The organism is Acidovorax sp. 1608163, assembly GCF_003669015.1.
In the GTDB taxonomy this organism is placed as follows: Bacteria; Pseudomonadota; Gammaproteobacteria; order Burkholderiales; family Burkholderiaceae_C; genus Acidovorax.
In genome coordinates this window covers 18451-32465 of record NZ_CP033069.1, presented here as the reverse complement: position 1 = coordinate 32465, position 14015 = coordinate 18451, and the positions used below count along the sequence as shown (strand labels likewise).

Annotated in this window: 15 protein-coding genes and 1 pseudogene; 6 read left to right on the top strand and 10 right to left on the bottom strand. The window is 63.8% G+C overall.

Annotated features, from left to right (window positions below):
- Positions 1–5 precede the first annotated feature (5 nt).
- Positions 6–479, top strand: a complete 474-nt coding sequence (locus tag EAG14_RS00185; RefSeq protein WP_121730214.1) for a nuclear transport factor 2 family protein — start codon at positions 6–8, stop codon at positions 477–479.
- Positions 480–738: 259 nt separating this feature from the next.
- On the opposite strand, the gene aroQ is transcribed toward EAG14_RS00185, so the two are convergent.
- The 6 genes from aroQ to EAG14_RS00155 all read right to left on the bottom strand — a co-directional run bounded on the left by aroQ (position 739) and on the right by EAG14_RS00155 (position 6015).
- Complete coding sequence (gene aroQ, locus EAG14_RS00180) at positions 739–1182, bottom strand: type II 3-dehydroquinate dehydratase (protein ID WP_099657192.1); 444 nt, start codon at positions 1180–1182, stop codon at positions 739–741.
- Between the two features lie 163 nt (positions 1183–1345).
- Positions 1346–2350 carry a TRAP transporter substrate-binding protein gene (locus EAG14_RS00175; protein ID WP_121727692.1) on the bottom strand — a complete coding sequence of 335 codons (1005 nt, stop codon included), beginning with the start codon at positions 2348–2350 and terminating at the stop codon, positions 1346–1348.
- A gap of 78 nt (positions 2351–2428) precedes the next feature.
- Positions 2429–3709, bottom strand: a complete 1281-nt coding sequence (locus tag EAG14_RS00170; RefSeq protein WP_099742478.1) for a TRAP transporter large permease — start codon at positions 3707–3709, stop codon at positions 2429–2431.
- Between the two features lie 60 nt (positions 3710–3769).
- The gene (locus EAG14_RS00165; protein ID WP_121727691.1) at positions 3770–4387 is read right to left on the bottom strand and encodes a TRAP transporter small permease; all 618 of its coding nucleotides are present in this window, start codon (positions 4385–4387) and stop codon (positions 3770–3772) included.
- Positions 4388–4562: 175 nt separating this feature from the next.
- A complete protein-coding gene (locus EAG14_RS00160) occupies positions 4563–5285 on the bottom strand; it encodes a TetR/AcrR family transcriptional regulator (protein ID WP_121727690.1) in 723 nt (240 codons plus the stop codon).
- A 112-nt stretch (positions 5286–5397) separates the two neighbouring features.
- Positions 5398–6015 (bottom strand): glutathione S-transferase N-terminal domain-containing protein, encoded by a 618-nt coding sequence (locus EAG14_RS00155; RefSeq protein ID WP_121727689.1) that lies wholly within the window; start codon positions 6013–6015, stop codon positions 5398–5400.
- 158 nt (positions 6016–6173) lie between these two features.
- Here EAG14_RS00155 and purB point away from each other — a divergent pair, with 158 nt between their 5' ends.
- Positions 6174–7553: an adenylosuccinate lyase gene (gene purB / locus EAG14_RS00150; RefSeq protein WP_121727688.1), complete on the top strand. Its 1380-nt coding sequence runs from the start codon at positions 6174–6176 to the stop codon at positions 7551–7553.
- 104 nt (positions 7554–7657) lie between these two features.
- On the top strand, positions 7658–8218 hold the full coding sequence (locus EAG14_RS00145; RefSeq protein ID WP_099658894.1) for a YaeQ family protein: 561 nt from the start codon (positions 7658–7660) through the stop codon (positions 8216–8218).
- 100 nt (positions 8219–8318) lie between these two features.
- Here the strand turns inward: EAG14_RS00145 and EAG14_RS00140 are convergent, their stop codons facing one another.
- The 3 genes from EAG14_RS00140 to EAG14_RS00130 all read right to left on the bottom strand — a co-directional run bounded on the left by EAG14_RS00140 (position 8319) and on the right by EAG14_RS00130 (position 10038).
- Positions 8319–8624 carry a putative signal transducing protein gene (locus EAG14_RS00140; protein ID WP_099657199.1) on the bottom strand — a complete coding sequence of 102 codons (306 nt, stop codon included), beginning with the start codon at positions 8622–8624 and terminating at the stop codon, positions 8319–8321.
- 58 nt (positions 8625–8682) lie between these two features.
- Complete coding sequence (locus EAG14_RS00135) at positions 8683–9138, bottom strand: DUF3717 domain-containing protein (RefSeq protein WP_121727687.1); 456 nt, start codon at positions 9136–9138, stop codon at positions 8683–8685.
- A 207-nt stretch (positions 9139–9345) separates the two neighbouring features.
- A complete protein-coding gene (locus EAG14_RS00130; protein ID WP_121727686.1) occupies positions 9346–10038 on the bottom strand; it encodes a TerC family protein in 693 nt (230 codons plus the stop codon).
- 536 nt (positions 10039–10574) lie between these two features.
- Between EAG14_RS00130 and EAG14_RS00125 the strand changes: the two genes are divergently transcribed.
- The 3 genes from EAG14_RS00125 (at position 10575) to EAG14_RS00115 (ending at position 12412) form a co-directional block, all read left to right on the top strand.
- On the top strand, positions 10575–11306 hold the full coding sequence (locus EAG14_RS00125; RefSeq protein WP_099657202.1) for a TerC family protein: 732 nt from the start codon (positions 10575–10577) through the stop codon (positions 11304–11306).
- Between the two features lie 151 nt (positions 11307–11457).
- On the top strand, positions 11458–11952 hold the full coding sequence (locus tag EAG14_RS00120; RefSeq protein WP_121727685.1) for a hypothetical protein: 495 nt from the start codon (positions 11458–11460) through the stop codon (positions 11950–11952).
- A gap of 106 nt (positions 11953–12058) precedes the next feature.
- Positions 12059–12412: a phage holin family protein gene (locus EAG14_RS00115; RefSeq protein WP_121727684.1), complete on the top strand. Its 354-nt coding sequence runs from the start codon at positions 12059–12061 to the stop codon at positions 12410–12412.
- Here the strand turns inward: EAG14_RS00115 and EAG14_RS00110 are convergent.
- A pseudogene (locus EAG14_RS00110) lies at positions 12380–13875 on the bottom strand (M48 family metalloprotease). The gene EAG14_RS00115 and the pseudogene EAG14_RS00110 sit on opposite strands and share 33 nt — an antisense overlap.
- Between the last annotated feature and the right edge of the window lie 140 nt (positions 13876–14015).

Here is a 14015-nt window from a genome sequence, read left to right as displayed (position 1 = left end):
ACACCATGCCCACCCCTGCATCGCCAAACCCTGCCGCAGCCCCCTCCACCGAGGAGGCGGTCACCCGCGTGATCGCCTTCTTTGAGGCGCTGTCCCCCGCCGACATCGCGCGCATGGACAGCTTCTATGCGGTCAACGCGCGGTTCAAAGACCCGTTCAACAACGTGCAAGGGGTGCCGGCCATTCAGCACATCTTCGGGCACATGTTCGTGGCGCTGCAGCAGCCGCGCTTTGTCGTCACCGGTCGCGTGGTGCAGGGCCAGCAGTGCTTTTTGACCTGGGATTTCCTGTTCGCCTTCAAGAGCTTTGGCAAGGGCGTGACGCAGACCGTGCACGGCGCATCCCATCTGGTGCTGGACGATGCAGGGCGCATCACCCTGCACCGCGACTATTGGGATGCCGCCGAGGAGCTGTACGAAAAGCTACCCGTGGTGGGCGGTTTGATGCGCTGGCTCAAGCGGCGGGCGAACAGCCATTGATGGGTCCGGTACGAGCCTGCTTGAACCGTTCACGTTGAGCCTGTCGAAGCGTCGCGCAGGGCTTCGACAAGCTCAGCCTGAACGGACTTTTCAAGTTCAAGGATGCCGACTCCCTCCATTGACTGGGGGAGGGACTCAACGCGATTAAGAGCGGATAACAAAACCCAGCGCAGCGGTTCTGGCTAGGCGCCGCGTCGCAGGCAGTACGCGTAGTACGACAAGACGCGGCAACGACGCCAGAAGGGTTTTGTGAGCCGCTCTAAGCGGCTTTGGCGAGCTTGCGCACCAGGTAATGCAACGCCATCTCATAGCCCTGGATGCCCAGGCCCGCGATCACGCCGTCGGCAATGCCCGAGATGTAGGAGTGGTGGCGGAACTCCTCGCGCTTGTGCACGTTGCTGATGTGCACCTCCACCACCGGCAGGGCGACACCGGCCAGCGCATCGCGCAGGGCCACGCTGGTGTGGGTGAGGCCACCGGGGTTGATGACGATGCCGCGTGTGCCGTCCAGGCGCGCAGCGTGGATGCGGTCGATGAGGTGGCCTTCGTGGTTGCTTTGGAAGCAAGTGGCCGTGGTGCCCAGTTGGGCGGCTTCGGCCACAAAGTGGCGCTCGACATCGGCCAGGGTGTCTGCGCCGTAGATCTGCGGTTCGCGCGTGCCCAGCAGGTTCAGGTTGGGGCCGTTCAAAAGAAGAATGCTCATGGCGGTGTGAATCAGGGTGTGGGGGAATGGGTGAGAAGCGGCATTGTCGGCGCAACCGCAGAAGAAACGACAACACCAGAGACCGCCGTGCGCGCTGTCTCTGGTGTCGGTGACGGACCCAGGCCTGCCGCAGGAAGGCTGCGGCAGGCCTGTGTGCGCAGGCTTATTTGGCGGCGCGCAGTTTGGCCAGGGTGGCGTACACCTCTTTCACCGTCTCGGCACCCACTTTTTCGCTGTGCTTTTCCACCACGGGCTTGACCTTGGCGCGCAGCTTGTCCAGCTCGGCGGCCGAGAATTCGGTGACCTGCATGCCCGACTTCTTGAGCTGGTCCAGCGCCACGTCTGACTGCACGCGCGAGACACCGCGCTGGAAGGTGGTGGCCTCGGCCATCGCGTCGTTGATCAGCTTTTGCTCTGCGGGCGAGAGGCCATCCCAGAACTTCTTGCTGACGATGACGGCCTGCGGGTTGTACATGTGGCGGGTGATGGCCAGGTGCTTTTGCACTTCGTTGAGCTTGGACGACAGGATGGTGGTGACGGGGTTCTCCTGCCCGTCCACGGCCTTTTGCTCCAGCGCGGTGTACAGCTCTGGGAAGGGCATGGGCACGGCGTTCGCGCCCAGGGCGTTGAACATGTCGATGTAGATGGGCGACTGGATCACGCGAACCTTCAGGCCCACCAGGTCTTCCGCCTTGGTGATGGGCTTTTTGCTGTTGGTGACGTTGCGAAAGCCCAGCTCCCAGTAGCCCAGGCCCACCAGGTTCTTGGCCTTGAGCTTTTCGAGCAGCTTCTTGCCGAAGGGGCCGTCGGTCACGGCATCGGCTTCTTGCGGCGAGGCGAACAAGAAGGGGAAGTCGTAAATGCCGAATTCCTTGGTCTGCGCTGACAGGATGCCGGCGTTGAGCACCGTCATCTCCACGGTGCCGCCCTGCAGGGCCGACACGGTCTGCAGGTCACCGCCGAGCGTGCCACCGGGGAACAGCTTGACCTGGATCTTGCCGCCGCTCTTGGCCGCCACCAGGTCGGCGAACTTTTGCGCGCCCTGGGCCTGGGGGTGGTCCTTCTGGTTCTGGAAGGCGAACTTGATGGTGCGGTCTTGGGCGTGCGCGCCGGAGATCAGCGAGGCGGCCACCAGCGCCGTGGCCAGCAGGGTTTTCAAGAGGGTCATGGGAGGCTCCTTGGTAGTAATGGATGAAGCGAGGCCGAAAACGAAAGGCAGGGCGCAGGGCAAGCGAGCCCGAGGGACTCAGCCCCCCAGCAGGCGCAGCGGCACCATCACGATGGATGGGAAGGCCACCAGCAGGAACATGACGATGAATTGCGCCAGCATGAAGGGCATGACGCCGCGCGTGACGTCCGTCATGGAGATGCGCCCCACGCCCGCCACCACGTTGAGCACCGTGCCCACGGGTGGCGTGATGAGCCCGATGGCGTTGTTGATGATGAACAGCACGCCGAAGTACACCGGGTCGATGCCAGCCGCTTTGACCACGGGCATGAGCACGGGGGTCATGATGAGGATGGTGGGCGTCATGTCCATCGCGGTGCCCACAATCATCACCAGCACCATGATGGCCACCAGCAGCAGGGTCTGGTTGCCCATGAAGGGCTCGAGCATGCCAATGATCTTGCTGGGCAAGTCGGCCACCGTGATGAGCCAAGCCGACACCATGGCCGCAGCCACCAAGAACATCACCACGGCGCTGGTGCGTGCGGCGGCTTGAAAGATTTCTGCCAACTGCCCAAAGCTCAGTTCGCGGTACACCACCATGGCCACGAAGAGGGCGTACACGGCGGCGACCACAGCGGCCTCGGTGGGCGTGAACACGCCCATGCGCAGGCCCACCAGGATGATGATGGGCAGCCCCAGAGCCCACACGGCTTCGCGCAAGGCCTTGAGCAGCTCTGCCCGGCTGGCGCGGGGGGGCGGGGCCACTTTTTCGCGGCGCACCAACCACCACCAGGTGATGGCCAACGCCACGCCCAGCAAGATGCCGGGCACGATGCCTGCCAGGAACAGCTTGCTGATGGACACGTTGGCGGCCACACCAAAAATGACGAAACCGATGGACGGAGGAATGACCGGGGCGATGATGCCTGCCGAGGCGATCAGCCCCGCGGAGCGCGCCTTGTCGTGCCCAGCCGCCACCATCATGGGCAACAGCAGCGAAGCCAGCGCAGCAGCGTCGGCCACGGCAGAGCCTGACACCGCCGCCAAAATCACCGCCGCCATGATGGCCACGTAGCCCAGGCCACCGGGCACATGGCCCACCACGGCCAGCGCCAGCTTGACGATGCGCTTGGACAGGCCGCCCACGTTCATGATCTCGCCCGCCAACATGAAGAAGGGCACCGCCAGCAGCGGGAACGAGTCCGCACCGTTGATGACGTTTTGCGCCAGGATCTGGGCGTCAAACAAATCCAGGTGCCACATCAGCGCGATGCCGCTGATGAGGAGTGAGTAGGCGATGGGAATGCCGATCGCCATGGCGATGAGCAAGGAGCCGAGGAAGATAGCAACGGTCATGGCGCGGCGGTGGGTGAGAGTGGGATGGGGATCAACGGGCGAGCCAGCAGGCAGGGGCCGTCAGGGCTTGTTCGCTGGGGTTGAGTCGTCTTTGGCCACGACGGGGCCGTGCGAGAAATGCGGGGCCACATCGCCCAGGTTGCGCTGCTCCAGCGCCGCCACTTCCTCGCTCTCTTGCACCATGACCAACTCCTGGTCTGAGGTGCTGGCAAACAAGGTGCGCAGCAAATCGCGCAGCAAGATGGCCATGGAGGACACGCCCAGCATCACGCCGCTGGCGTAGAAGATGCCCACCGACGCGCCCGTGACGGGGGCCTCAGTGTCCCAATTGATTTCGGCCTGCACCCAGCTGCCTTTGAGCAGCAACCAGGACACATACAGCATGGACACCTGGGCCAGCACCAGGCAGATCTTCTTGCCCGTGCGGGGCAGGCGCGCCACCAGGGCATCGGTGCCCAGGTGACCGTGTTCGCGCAGGGCCACCACAGCGCCCATGAAGGTCAGCCACACGAAGAGCCAGCGCGAGACTTCTTCGGACATGGTGAGCCCCGAATTGAAGGCGTAACGCAACACCACGTTGCCGAAGACGAGCACCACCATGACGGCGAGGAACAAGCCCCCGAGCATGTCCAGCGCCCGGGTGTAGCCGCGCAACACGCGGTCAGCAAATTCGAACATCCTTGTCTCCAGTCAAAACGTTATCGCTTGTCTGGATAATTTTGTACGAACTGGTTAGTTTTAATCATCGGTGCAAACCCTTGGGACCTTGCGCGGGCGCAGGGCCGGGGTGTAGCAGTACCGAAGGGGCAAGAAGGGACGAGACGGGCCGTGAACGCAACGGCCCTCGCAAGGGTCAGCAGCGCACGAAGCGCACGACCATGTCGATGATGGAGTCGCGCCGCTGGGCCAAGGCGCTGGGCTCGTCCAGCGAGCGCTTGAAGATGGCGCTGAAGGTGTGGCGGTTGGCCACGTTGAAGAAGCACAGGGCCGAGATGGACATGTGCAGGTCAATCGGGTCCATGTGGGGGCGAAACACCCCGGTGGCCACTCCCCGTTCGTACACCGCCTGCACAGCATTGATGGCGGGCACGTTCAGCTCCTGGATGGTGGCGGAGCGGCGAATGAATTCGCCCCGGTGCATGTTCTCGTTCATCACCAGACGGATGAACTCGGGGTTGCCCAATTGGTAGTCGAATGTGAAGCCCACCAGGGCCCGCAGCGCGGCCTCGGGCTCCATGTCTTCCAGGCGCAGGCTGGTCTCAATCTGGCGGATGCGGCGATAGGCCTCTTCCAGCACCGCAAGGTACAAGCCCTCTTTGCTACCAAAATAGTAGTAAATCATGCGCTTGCTGGTATGGGTCAGCTCAGCGATCTCGTCAATGCGCGCCCCGGCCAGCCCCTTGTCGGCAAACTCGGAGGTGGCCACCTCCAGGATGTTGGCCATCGTGCGGTCCGGGTCGTTGACGCGTCCGCGCTCTGCGGCCGAGGCGGCCGTGGCTCCGCGCGCAGCCCTGCGTCGGGGGGCCGGCGCAGACGTGGGCCCGTCGGCAGGGGAGGTTCTAACCAGTTCGTTCATAGCAGATATAGCATACGGCAATATCTGCCAGCCGCCCCTCCTTGGATACCCGGGGGATCAGCCCCTGCACAGCGGCGGGTGCGCCATGCTGCGGGCCTTTGCCCCAGCCGTCTCAGACGGCGGGCTTGGTGTCCGCAAAACTGGGGCGCTGCATCAGCTTGTCCAGCAGCTTGCCCAGGTTGGGGTACTCGGCGCGCCAGGCCAGCTCTGGGTAGCGGAACTCCAGCCAGCCCAGGGCGCAGCCCACAGCGATGTCGGACAGGCTCAGGTGGATACCGCTGCAATACGGCTTGTCGCCCAGGCCCTGGCTCATGGCCTTGAGCGCGGCATTCACCTTGCCCATTTGCCGATCGATCCAGGCCTGGCAGCGTTGGTCATCCGGGCGGTGCACCCAGGTGGATTCCATGCGGGCGAGGATGGCGGCGTCCATGGCGCCGTCGGCCAGGGCTTCCCAGGTCTTGACCTCGGCCCGCTCACGACCTTGGGCCGGGATGAGCTTGCCAACGGGCGAGAGGGTGTCCAGGTATTCCACGATCACCCGCGAATCAAACACGGCCTCGCCACCTTCCATCACCAGGCAGGGCACCTTGCCCAGCGGGTTGGAGGCCGACACCGTGGTGTCGTCCCCCCAGACGTTGTCCTGCAGGAACTGGTAGTCGAGCTTTTTCTCGGCCAACACAATGCGCACTTTGCGCACGTAGGGGCTGGTGGTGGATCCGATCAGTTTCATGGGTAGGCAGGAAGTGAATGCCCGCACGCAAACGGCGCGCACTGGCTGGGGACGCGATTCTATCGGCCCCCGCCCACCCCCACCTGACGGGCATGGCGCAGCTACAACAGTGGGTGTCCTCCCACTGCCCACCGACTGCCCGCCTACAATTGCGCGCCATGAGCCTGTCCACCATCACCGCCCTCTCGCCGCTTGACGGCCGTTACGCCCCCAAACTCGCCGCGCTGCGCCCCATCATGAGCGAGCACGGCTACATGCACCGCCGGGTGCAGGTCGAGGTGGCGTGGTTCATCGCCCTGTCTGATGCAGGTTTTGCAGAATTCAAGCCGCTGACCACCGGAGCGCGCGCTTACTTGCTGGGTCTGATCAAGAACTTCTCCGAGGCTGATTCGGCCGCCATCAAAGAGATCGAAAAGACCACCAACCACGACGTGAAGGCCGTGGAATACTGGATCAAGAGCAAGTTCGAAGCCCGCCCCGAGCTGGAAAAGGCCGCCGAATTCGTGCACTTTGCCTGCACCAGCGAAGACATCAACAACACCAGCCATGCGCTGCAACTGCGCTCGGGCCGCGACCAGGTCGTGCTGCCGGGCCTGGACCGCATCGTGCTCAAGCTGCGCGAAATGGCCCACGCCTTTGCCGACGTGCCCATGCTCAGCCGCACCCACGGCCAGACCGCCAGCCCCACCACCGTGGGCAAGGAAATGGCCAACGTGGTGATGCGCCTGCAAACGGCCTGCGAGAAGATCGCCGCCGTCAAGATCATGGGCAAAATGAACGGCGCCGTGGGCAACTACAACGCCCACCTGTCCGCCTGGCCTGAGTTTGACTGGGAAGCCTTCAGCAAGAAGGTCATCGAAACGCCCGAACCCCTGGGCCTGGGCCTGACCTTCCAGCCCTATTCCATCCAGATCGAGCCACACGACTACATGGCCGAGCTGTTCGACGCCGTGGCCCGCGCCAACACCATCCTGATCGACCTCTCGCGCGACATCTGGGGCTATGTGAGCCTGGGCTACTTCAAGCAGCGCCTCAAAGCCGGCGAGATCGGCTCGTCCACCATGCCGCACAAGGTCAACCCGATTGACTTTGAAAACGCCGAAGGCAACCTGGGCCTGGCCAACGCATTGCTCAAGCATTTGGCCGAGAAGCTGCCCGTCAGCCGCTGGCAGCGTGACCTGACCGACAGCACCGTGCTGCGCAACATGGGCGTGGCCCTGGGCTACGCCGCGCTGGCCTACACCTCGCTACTCACCGGCCTGAACAAGCTGGAAATCAACGAAGAAGCCCTGGCCTCCGATCTGGACGCCTCGTGGGAAGTACTGGCCGAGCCCATCCAGACGGTGATGCGCCGTTTTGGCGTGCAAGGCGCCTACGAAAAGCTCAAGGAAGTGACGCGCGGCAAGACCGTGACGGCCGAAGCCCTGCACGGCCTGATCCAGTCGCTGGAGATTCCCCAGGCCGAAAAAGACCGCCTGCTGGCCATGACGCCCGGCAGCTACGTGGGCAAGGCGGCAGAGCTGGCCCGCCGCGCATAAAAAAATGATAGCTGCCTGCGCTGATAGCACGGGCCTTTGAAACCTCTAGAGCTGCCAAAGCAAGTAAATACTTGCGCTGGCAGCTCTTGTTTTTGATACACCCCATGGCCATCAAATCCACCATCTTCAAGGCGAACCTGCAAATCGCCGACATCGACCACGGCTACTACGCCGACCATGCCCTGACCCTGGCCCGCCACCCCAGCGAGACCGACGAGCGCATGATGGTGCGGCTGGCGGCCCTGGCCATCCAGGCGCACCAGCTCAACGACCTGTGCAATGGCGACGCCACGCTGGCCTTTGGCGCGGGGCTGTCGGACCCGGATGACCCGGATGCGTCACTCACCGACTTCACGGGCCGCAAGCGCGTGTGGATCGAGGTGGGGCAGCCCGAGGACAAGCCGCTGACCAAGGCCTGCAGCAAGGCCGACTCGGTGCTTGTTTACTGCTTCAACCACGCGTCAGAAGTGTGGTGGAAGGGCATGGAATCCAAGCTGTCGCGCCTGGACAAGCTGCAGGTCTGGCGCATCCCCACCGAGGCATCACAAGCCATGGCGGCCATGGCCGAGCGCAGCATGCAACTGCAAGCCACCGTGCAAGAGGGCGCGCTGACCCTGAGCAGCAACCTGGGCAGCGTACACGTGGAGCCGGTGCGCTGGAAGTGACGCCCATAGGCGACGCAACCCAGCGGCGCATATTCTTGACAAAAACAGGCGCTAGCGCTTGAAAATTGAGCGCTAAAAGCTATTTATTTGATAGCAAAACTCAGTCGCGCGGCATGAGAGCACCGCATTGCCAGCACTGCTCAAAGCCGCCCTCCACCGTCTCCCCGCAACGGCAGGCCCACAGGCGCTGGGGCAGGTTCTGAAGGTCTTGCAGCAACGCCCGGGCGCGGTCAGCGTGTTCATCGTAGTCCAGCCAAATCTCGGGCAGACATTGGTCGGGCGGCAGGTGCCCGGCGGCAGCCCCCAGGTATTGGCGCTGAACCGAAGCGGTCATGCCTGCTTCACACAGCAAGTCTGCCCACACAGTGGCAATCGCGATGTTGGGGGCTTGGGTCAGGCGCAGCATAGACCCACCTTAACCGGTAGAGCATCGCGCGTACAGGCCTGCGGACCCGGACGCCCTCTCAGGCCGAGGGTGTGCGCGCAGGTGCATGCGATGTTGGCCCGGTAGAGCGGCCTTCCGCCGCTCGTTCGGCATAGCGGTTGAAGCGCCAAGCCGAGTGCTCCAGCGTGATCCGGCGCCACACCTGGCGCTTGGCACCAGGCGTCATGGCGGGCCAATGCTGCACCTCGTCAAAGGTGCGGCCACAGCCTTTGCACAGATCGTCGCCCTGGCTGGTGGAGCAAATGGCGATGCAGGGCGTGTCGGGGGTGGTGTCGTACCAGCCCATCCAGGCCTGTAGCGCTTCGGGCGGCAAGCGGTTCTCGTCCACCGCATCTTCGTGCCGGTACACCATCAACGCGTACACCTCGGCCAGCGCCTGCACCTGCGGCGCCAGCGCCATGCCCGTGCAGGCAGGCGCGCGCTCGCGCCAGTGGTTGATGGCGGCTTCGATGTCGGTGATGTGAATGGCGGTCATGGACGCAAAAGGCAGCGGAGCGGCTGGGCGGCCGGGCCGCTGCGTGCAGCAGGGGCATGGCAAAACCGGGGCGGGAGGAAAGGGGGCTGGATCATAGCCGCCGCAGGGCACCGCCACCGCTGCAGGGTCTCCCCATGAAAAATCCCCGCCACAGCGCAGGCCGTGGCGGGGATGGCCAGGCCAAAGCCTGGAGGTGCGTCAGTGGCGTCAGGCGGCAGCGACCTGGGAGGTCTTGCGGCTTTGCAGGTATTTGCCTGTGGCCACCACCAGCACGGCACCCAATGCAGCGGCGGCGTAAAAGCCCACCGAGTGGTGGGGCACGATGGGCTCGAGCATCTTGTCAGAGACGATGGTTTCACCGCCCACCCAGCCAATCAGGGCCGCGCCCAGGGTCACGATGACGGGGTAACGCGTCATCACCTTGATCATCAGCGTGCTGCCAAAAATCACAATCGGAATGGCGATGGCCAAGCCCAGCACCAGCAAAACCATGTCGCCGTTGGCCGCTGCGGCCACGCCAATCACGTTGTCCAGGCTCATCACCAGGTCAGCCACCAGGATCGTGCGAATGGCCGCCATCAAACCGCTTTGCTTGTTCTCGCCTTCGTCTTCTTCGTCATCGCCGTCATTGAGCAATTGCACGCCAATCCACAGCAGCAAGATGCCGCCCACCAGCTGCAACCAAGGCAGTGCCATGAGCTTGACGGCCACAACGGTCAACACCACCCGCAGCACCACCGCCGCCGCTGTGCCCCAGAAAATGGCCAGTTTTTGCTGGCGCGGCTCCAGGCTGCGGGCCGCCAGGGCGATCACCACGGCGTTGTCGCCAGAGAGGATGATGTTGATCCAGATGATCTGGGCCAGCCCGATCCAGAATGCTTGGCTCGAAAGTAATTCCATTGATGTCTCCGTCCTGGGGTAGAGGGCTGCTTGCGCTGAGGAAGCCGCCCACGTTGGGGGGATGCGCAAGTCGCAGCCGTGGGCGAAGAGTTTAGGCAAGTAAACCCCTTCGCCCTATGCGTAATTGTTCGTACAGCACACCCCCCGTTTTTCTGGCCATTCCCGCTCGCTGCGAATGGTTTTTTAGAAAAAACCTACGGCGTGAAGGAAATTCTTACAATGCCCCACACTCCAAAGGGGAGTAGCTCCCATCGCTTGCAAAGCCTGTGTCGATCAGGTCTTGCAGCAAAGTCAACGGGTCGTCAGTACGGTGGCGCCCACAAGCCACCCGGCCCGTTGTGCACACCCATCCAGTGTGCCGAGCAAGACCTTTGATGGCCCCGTCGCGGGGTGATCAAGGTCGTCCTTCGCCCAAGCGGTTCGTTTGCTGGCAGGCTCCCTGATTTCCTCGAAGCGGGCCAGAGCACTCTGACGGACAGATCCGGCGCCGCAATGGCAACGGAAAACTCCTTTTGACCTAGAACACCGAGGACTTTATGGACTTTTTGGCTTCGCCCGAATTTTGGCTTGCACTGGGCCAGATCATCATCATCGACATCTTGCTTGGCGGCGACAACGCCGTCGTGATTGCCCTGGCATGCCGCAAGCTGCCACCCGCGCAGCGCACCAAGGGCATCATCTGGGGCACTGCGGGCGCCATCATCTTGCGCGTCATCCTGATCGCCTTTGCCATGACGCTGCTGGCACTGCCTTTCCTCAAGTTCGTCGGCGCACTGCTGCTGGTATGGATTGGCGTGAAGCTGCTGGCCCCGGATGAAGACGGCCATGGCGACGTGCAAGGCAGCGACAAGCTGCTGGCCGCCATCAAGACCATCATCGTGGCCGACCTGGTGATGAGCGTGGACAACGTGATTGCCATCGCCGGCGCCGCACAGAATGCGGGCGAACACTCCTTCCTGCTGGTGGTGCTGGGCCTGCTGATTTCCATCCCGATCATCGTCTGGGGCAGCCAGTTGGTCATTAAGCTGATGGAGCGCTTCCCCCTCATCATCACGCTGGGCGGCATGCTGCTGGGCTGGATTGCGGGCGGCATGCTGGTCACCGACCCTGTCTTCGCCAACCCTGACAAGTGGCAGTGGATGTTCAAAATGCCGCAGTCTGACGTCGTGAAGTACGGCGCCAGCGTGGCCGGTGCCCTCATCGTCCTGGCAGTAGGCAAGTTCATCGTGTCTCGCCGCACCACCGGCGGCGACGCAGCCCACGGCTGATCCTCCAAGACACCAGGCGCCGCCATTGCGCCTGGTGGCCACAACAAGCCAGGTCGGGCCACTCCATGCCCCACCTGGCTCGCGCCCAGGGCAGAGCGGCTCAGCACGCTCAGCCGCATTCTTGAAACCATCCACCCAGGCGGTCAACGACATGGACAAAATTATTGTGTACGTGGACGACGCTGACCATGCGCAGCAACTGTTGGCCCCGCTGGTCGCCCGCAGCCCCGCGGCACGCCAGCACTGGGTGCTGGTCGCCTGCGCGCCCCGCATGACACACCGCGTGAGCAAGTGGGTCAGCCACAGCGCCCGCGAGAGTTGGCGCACCAAATGGGCAGACAAGCTGTTTGCGCAGATCATCGCCACCGTGGGCCTGTCTTCCGCACAGGTCACCACGGTGTTGGCCAAAGGCCCTTTGGCCGAACTGACCGAGCAACTGCAAGCCGATTTGCAAGCCAACGGAAGCCGCACAGCACCGGTGATGGATGCGCGCAAGCCCAGAAGCACCGAGGCTGCGCCGCAGCCCCTGACACCCCGGGCCGCCACCGAGCTAGCGCCCAAGCCCAGCCAGTCCAGCCACTGGCCCCGCGTGCTGGGCAGTGTGCTCACCGGCTGCGGCACCTTGTGGGTTCTGGCTCTGGACTGAGCGCGGCTTCGCCCCAATAACTGCCCCCCAAAGCAGCCGCCCGTCGCCTTCGTCGCAGGGCAATCTGCCAGCCCCCACAAGCCCCCTGCGGTGCTATTCTGGCGCCATGAAAATCCTTCTGAAATGGCTGCTCAGCGCCGCAGCGCTGCTGTGTGTGGCCTACATCTACAGCGGCGTGCAAGTGCAGAGCTTTGGCTCGGCGCTGATTGCGGCCTTTGTCATTGGCCTGTTCAACGCTGTGCTGCGACCGGTGCTGGTCATCCTGACGCTGCCGGTCACCGTGGTCACCGTCGGCTTGTTCCTGTTTGTCATCAACGCGCTGATGTTCTGGGCCGCCGCCGGGGTGCTCGACGGCTTCCACGTCAACGGCTTCAGCGCAGCGCTGCTCGGGTCGTTGATTTACTCAGCGCTCGGCCTAGTGATCGAATCAGCGCTCGGCGGCCTGTTCACGAAGCAGTAGCTGCATCGCCCGCAGGCGGGTGTCGATGATCGACGCTTCGAAGTGGTCGTCGGCCAAGGTGCTGCGCCGCGCCAGATCCTGGCCCGCCTTGAAACGGTCTACCGCCGCCGCGTAGTCGTAGCGCGACACTTGCGCCTCGGCCTCAGCCCGCACGGCGCGTAAAGGCTGGTTTTGTGCATTCCACACCCCCGCCAAGGCCTGCCAGGCCCCAGCGTCGCGGGGGTGGGTGGCCAGCCAGGTTTGCAACGGGCTGGTGACCTCCTGCAAACCTTGCTGGCCCGTGCGCAAGACGATCTGTGTGCGCAGCAAGATTTCGGGGCGGCGGGTGTCCCCCGCAGGCATGGCGGCCAGGGCGGCAGGGGCATTGCCAGCAGCCAGTTCCAGCTCGGCCACCAACAACTGCGCCACGCGGGCAGCCGCCACATCCCCCTTCACCAGTTGCTGCAATTGCCCCGCCCAACGGCGGGCTGCAGCCCCATCGCGCAACTGGCTGCTGCCCAGGGCAGCGGCATACAAGACACCCGCTTTGCGCGCCAGGGGCAGGGCCGCAAAGCCCGTGCCCTGCGGCTCGGCAATCCACTGGCGCAACACATCCACGCCGGGGTTTGACAGCACTCGCGCCCGCGCTGACACCATGGCGTGCTCCGCCACCAACACCGATGCACGGCCTGCCGTCAGCCCACCCGAGGGCAGACGCGACTGCATGTCGGCCATGCGCTGCGTGGTGAGCGGGTGGCTGCGCAAATAGGGCCAGCTGCCGTTGTCGTTGATGCGATTGGCCTGCTGCAGTTTTTCAAACATGCCCACAAAACCCTCGGGCGCAAAACCGGCAGGCTCCATCAGGCCCATGCCCACCCGGTCCGCCTCGCGCTCCATATCGCGCGAAAAATTCAACTGGTTCTGCATCGCCACGGCCTGCCCGCCCACCACCAGCGCCTGTGTGGCGCCAGGGTTCTTGCTGGCCGCCAGCGCGCCCAGCACCATCGCCCCCAGCAGCAGCGGCGTCTGGCGGCTTTGCTGCGTGAGCAGCCGCGAGATATGCCGCTGCGTGACATGGCTCAGCTCGTGCGCCAGCACCGAAGCCAACTCATCGCGCGTGCCCACCACGCCGATCAACCCCAGGTGCAACCCCAGGTAGCCCCCAGGCAACGCAAATGCGTTCACCGTGCGGTCTCGCCCCAGCAACACCTCCCAGGCAAAACGCTCGTCCAACTCGGCAGACAACTCCCCCGCGAACGCGCCGCTGCAATCAACGGCTGCCAAATGCCCTGCACATACTCGGCAATCACCGGGTCATCGATGTAATCCGGGTCACGGTAAAGCTCGCGGATGATGCGGTCGCCCAGGCGTCGCTCCTCGCTGCTGGTCAAGTCGCTGCCATCCCCCAGCGTGGGCAGCCCCGCCTGGGCCTGCGCCACCGCCGGGACAAATGCGCTTGTCGCTATCAAAAGAGAAGCTGCCAGCGCTTGACATACCTGCGCTAGCGGCCTTTTTTTACCCAATATCAACACTTGTGGTCTCCCTGGCGCCGTCCATCGGCCACAACGCTCACTTGGCGATGCGTGACCGTATGATGCCCCGACAACCCAATTGTTTCGCACAC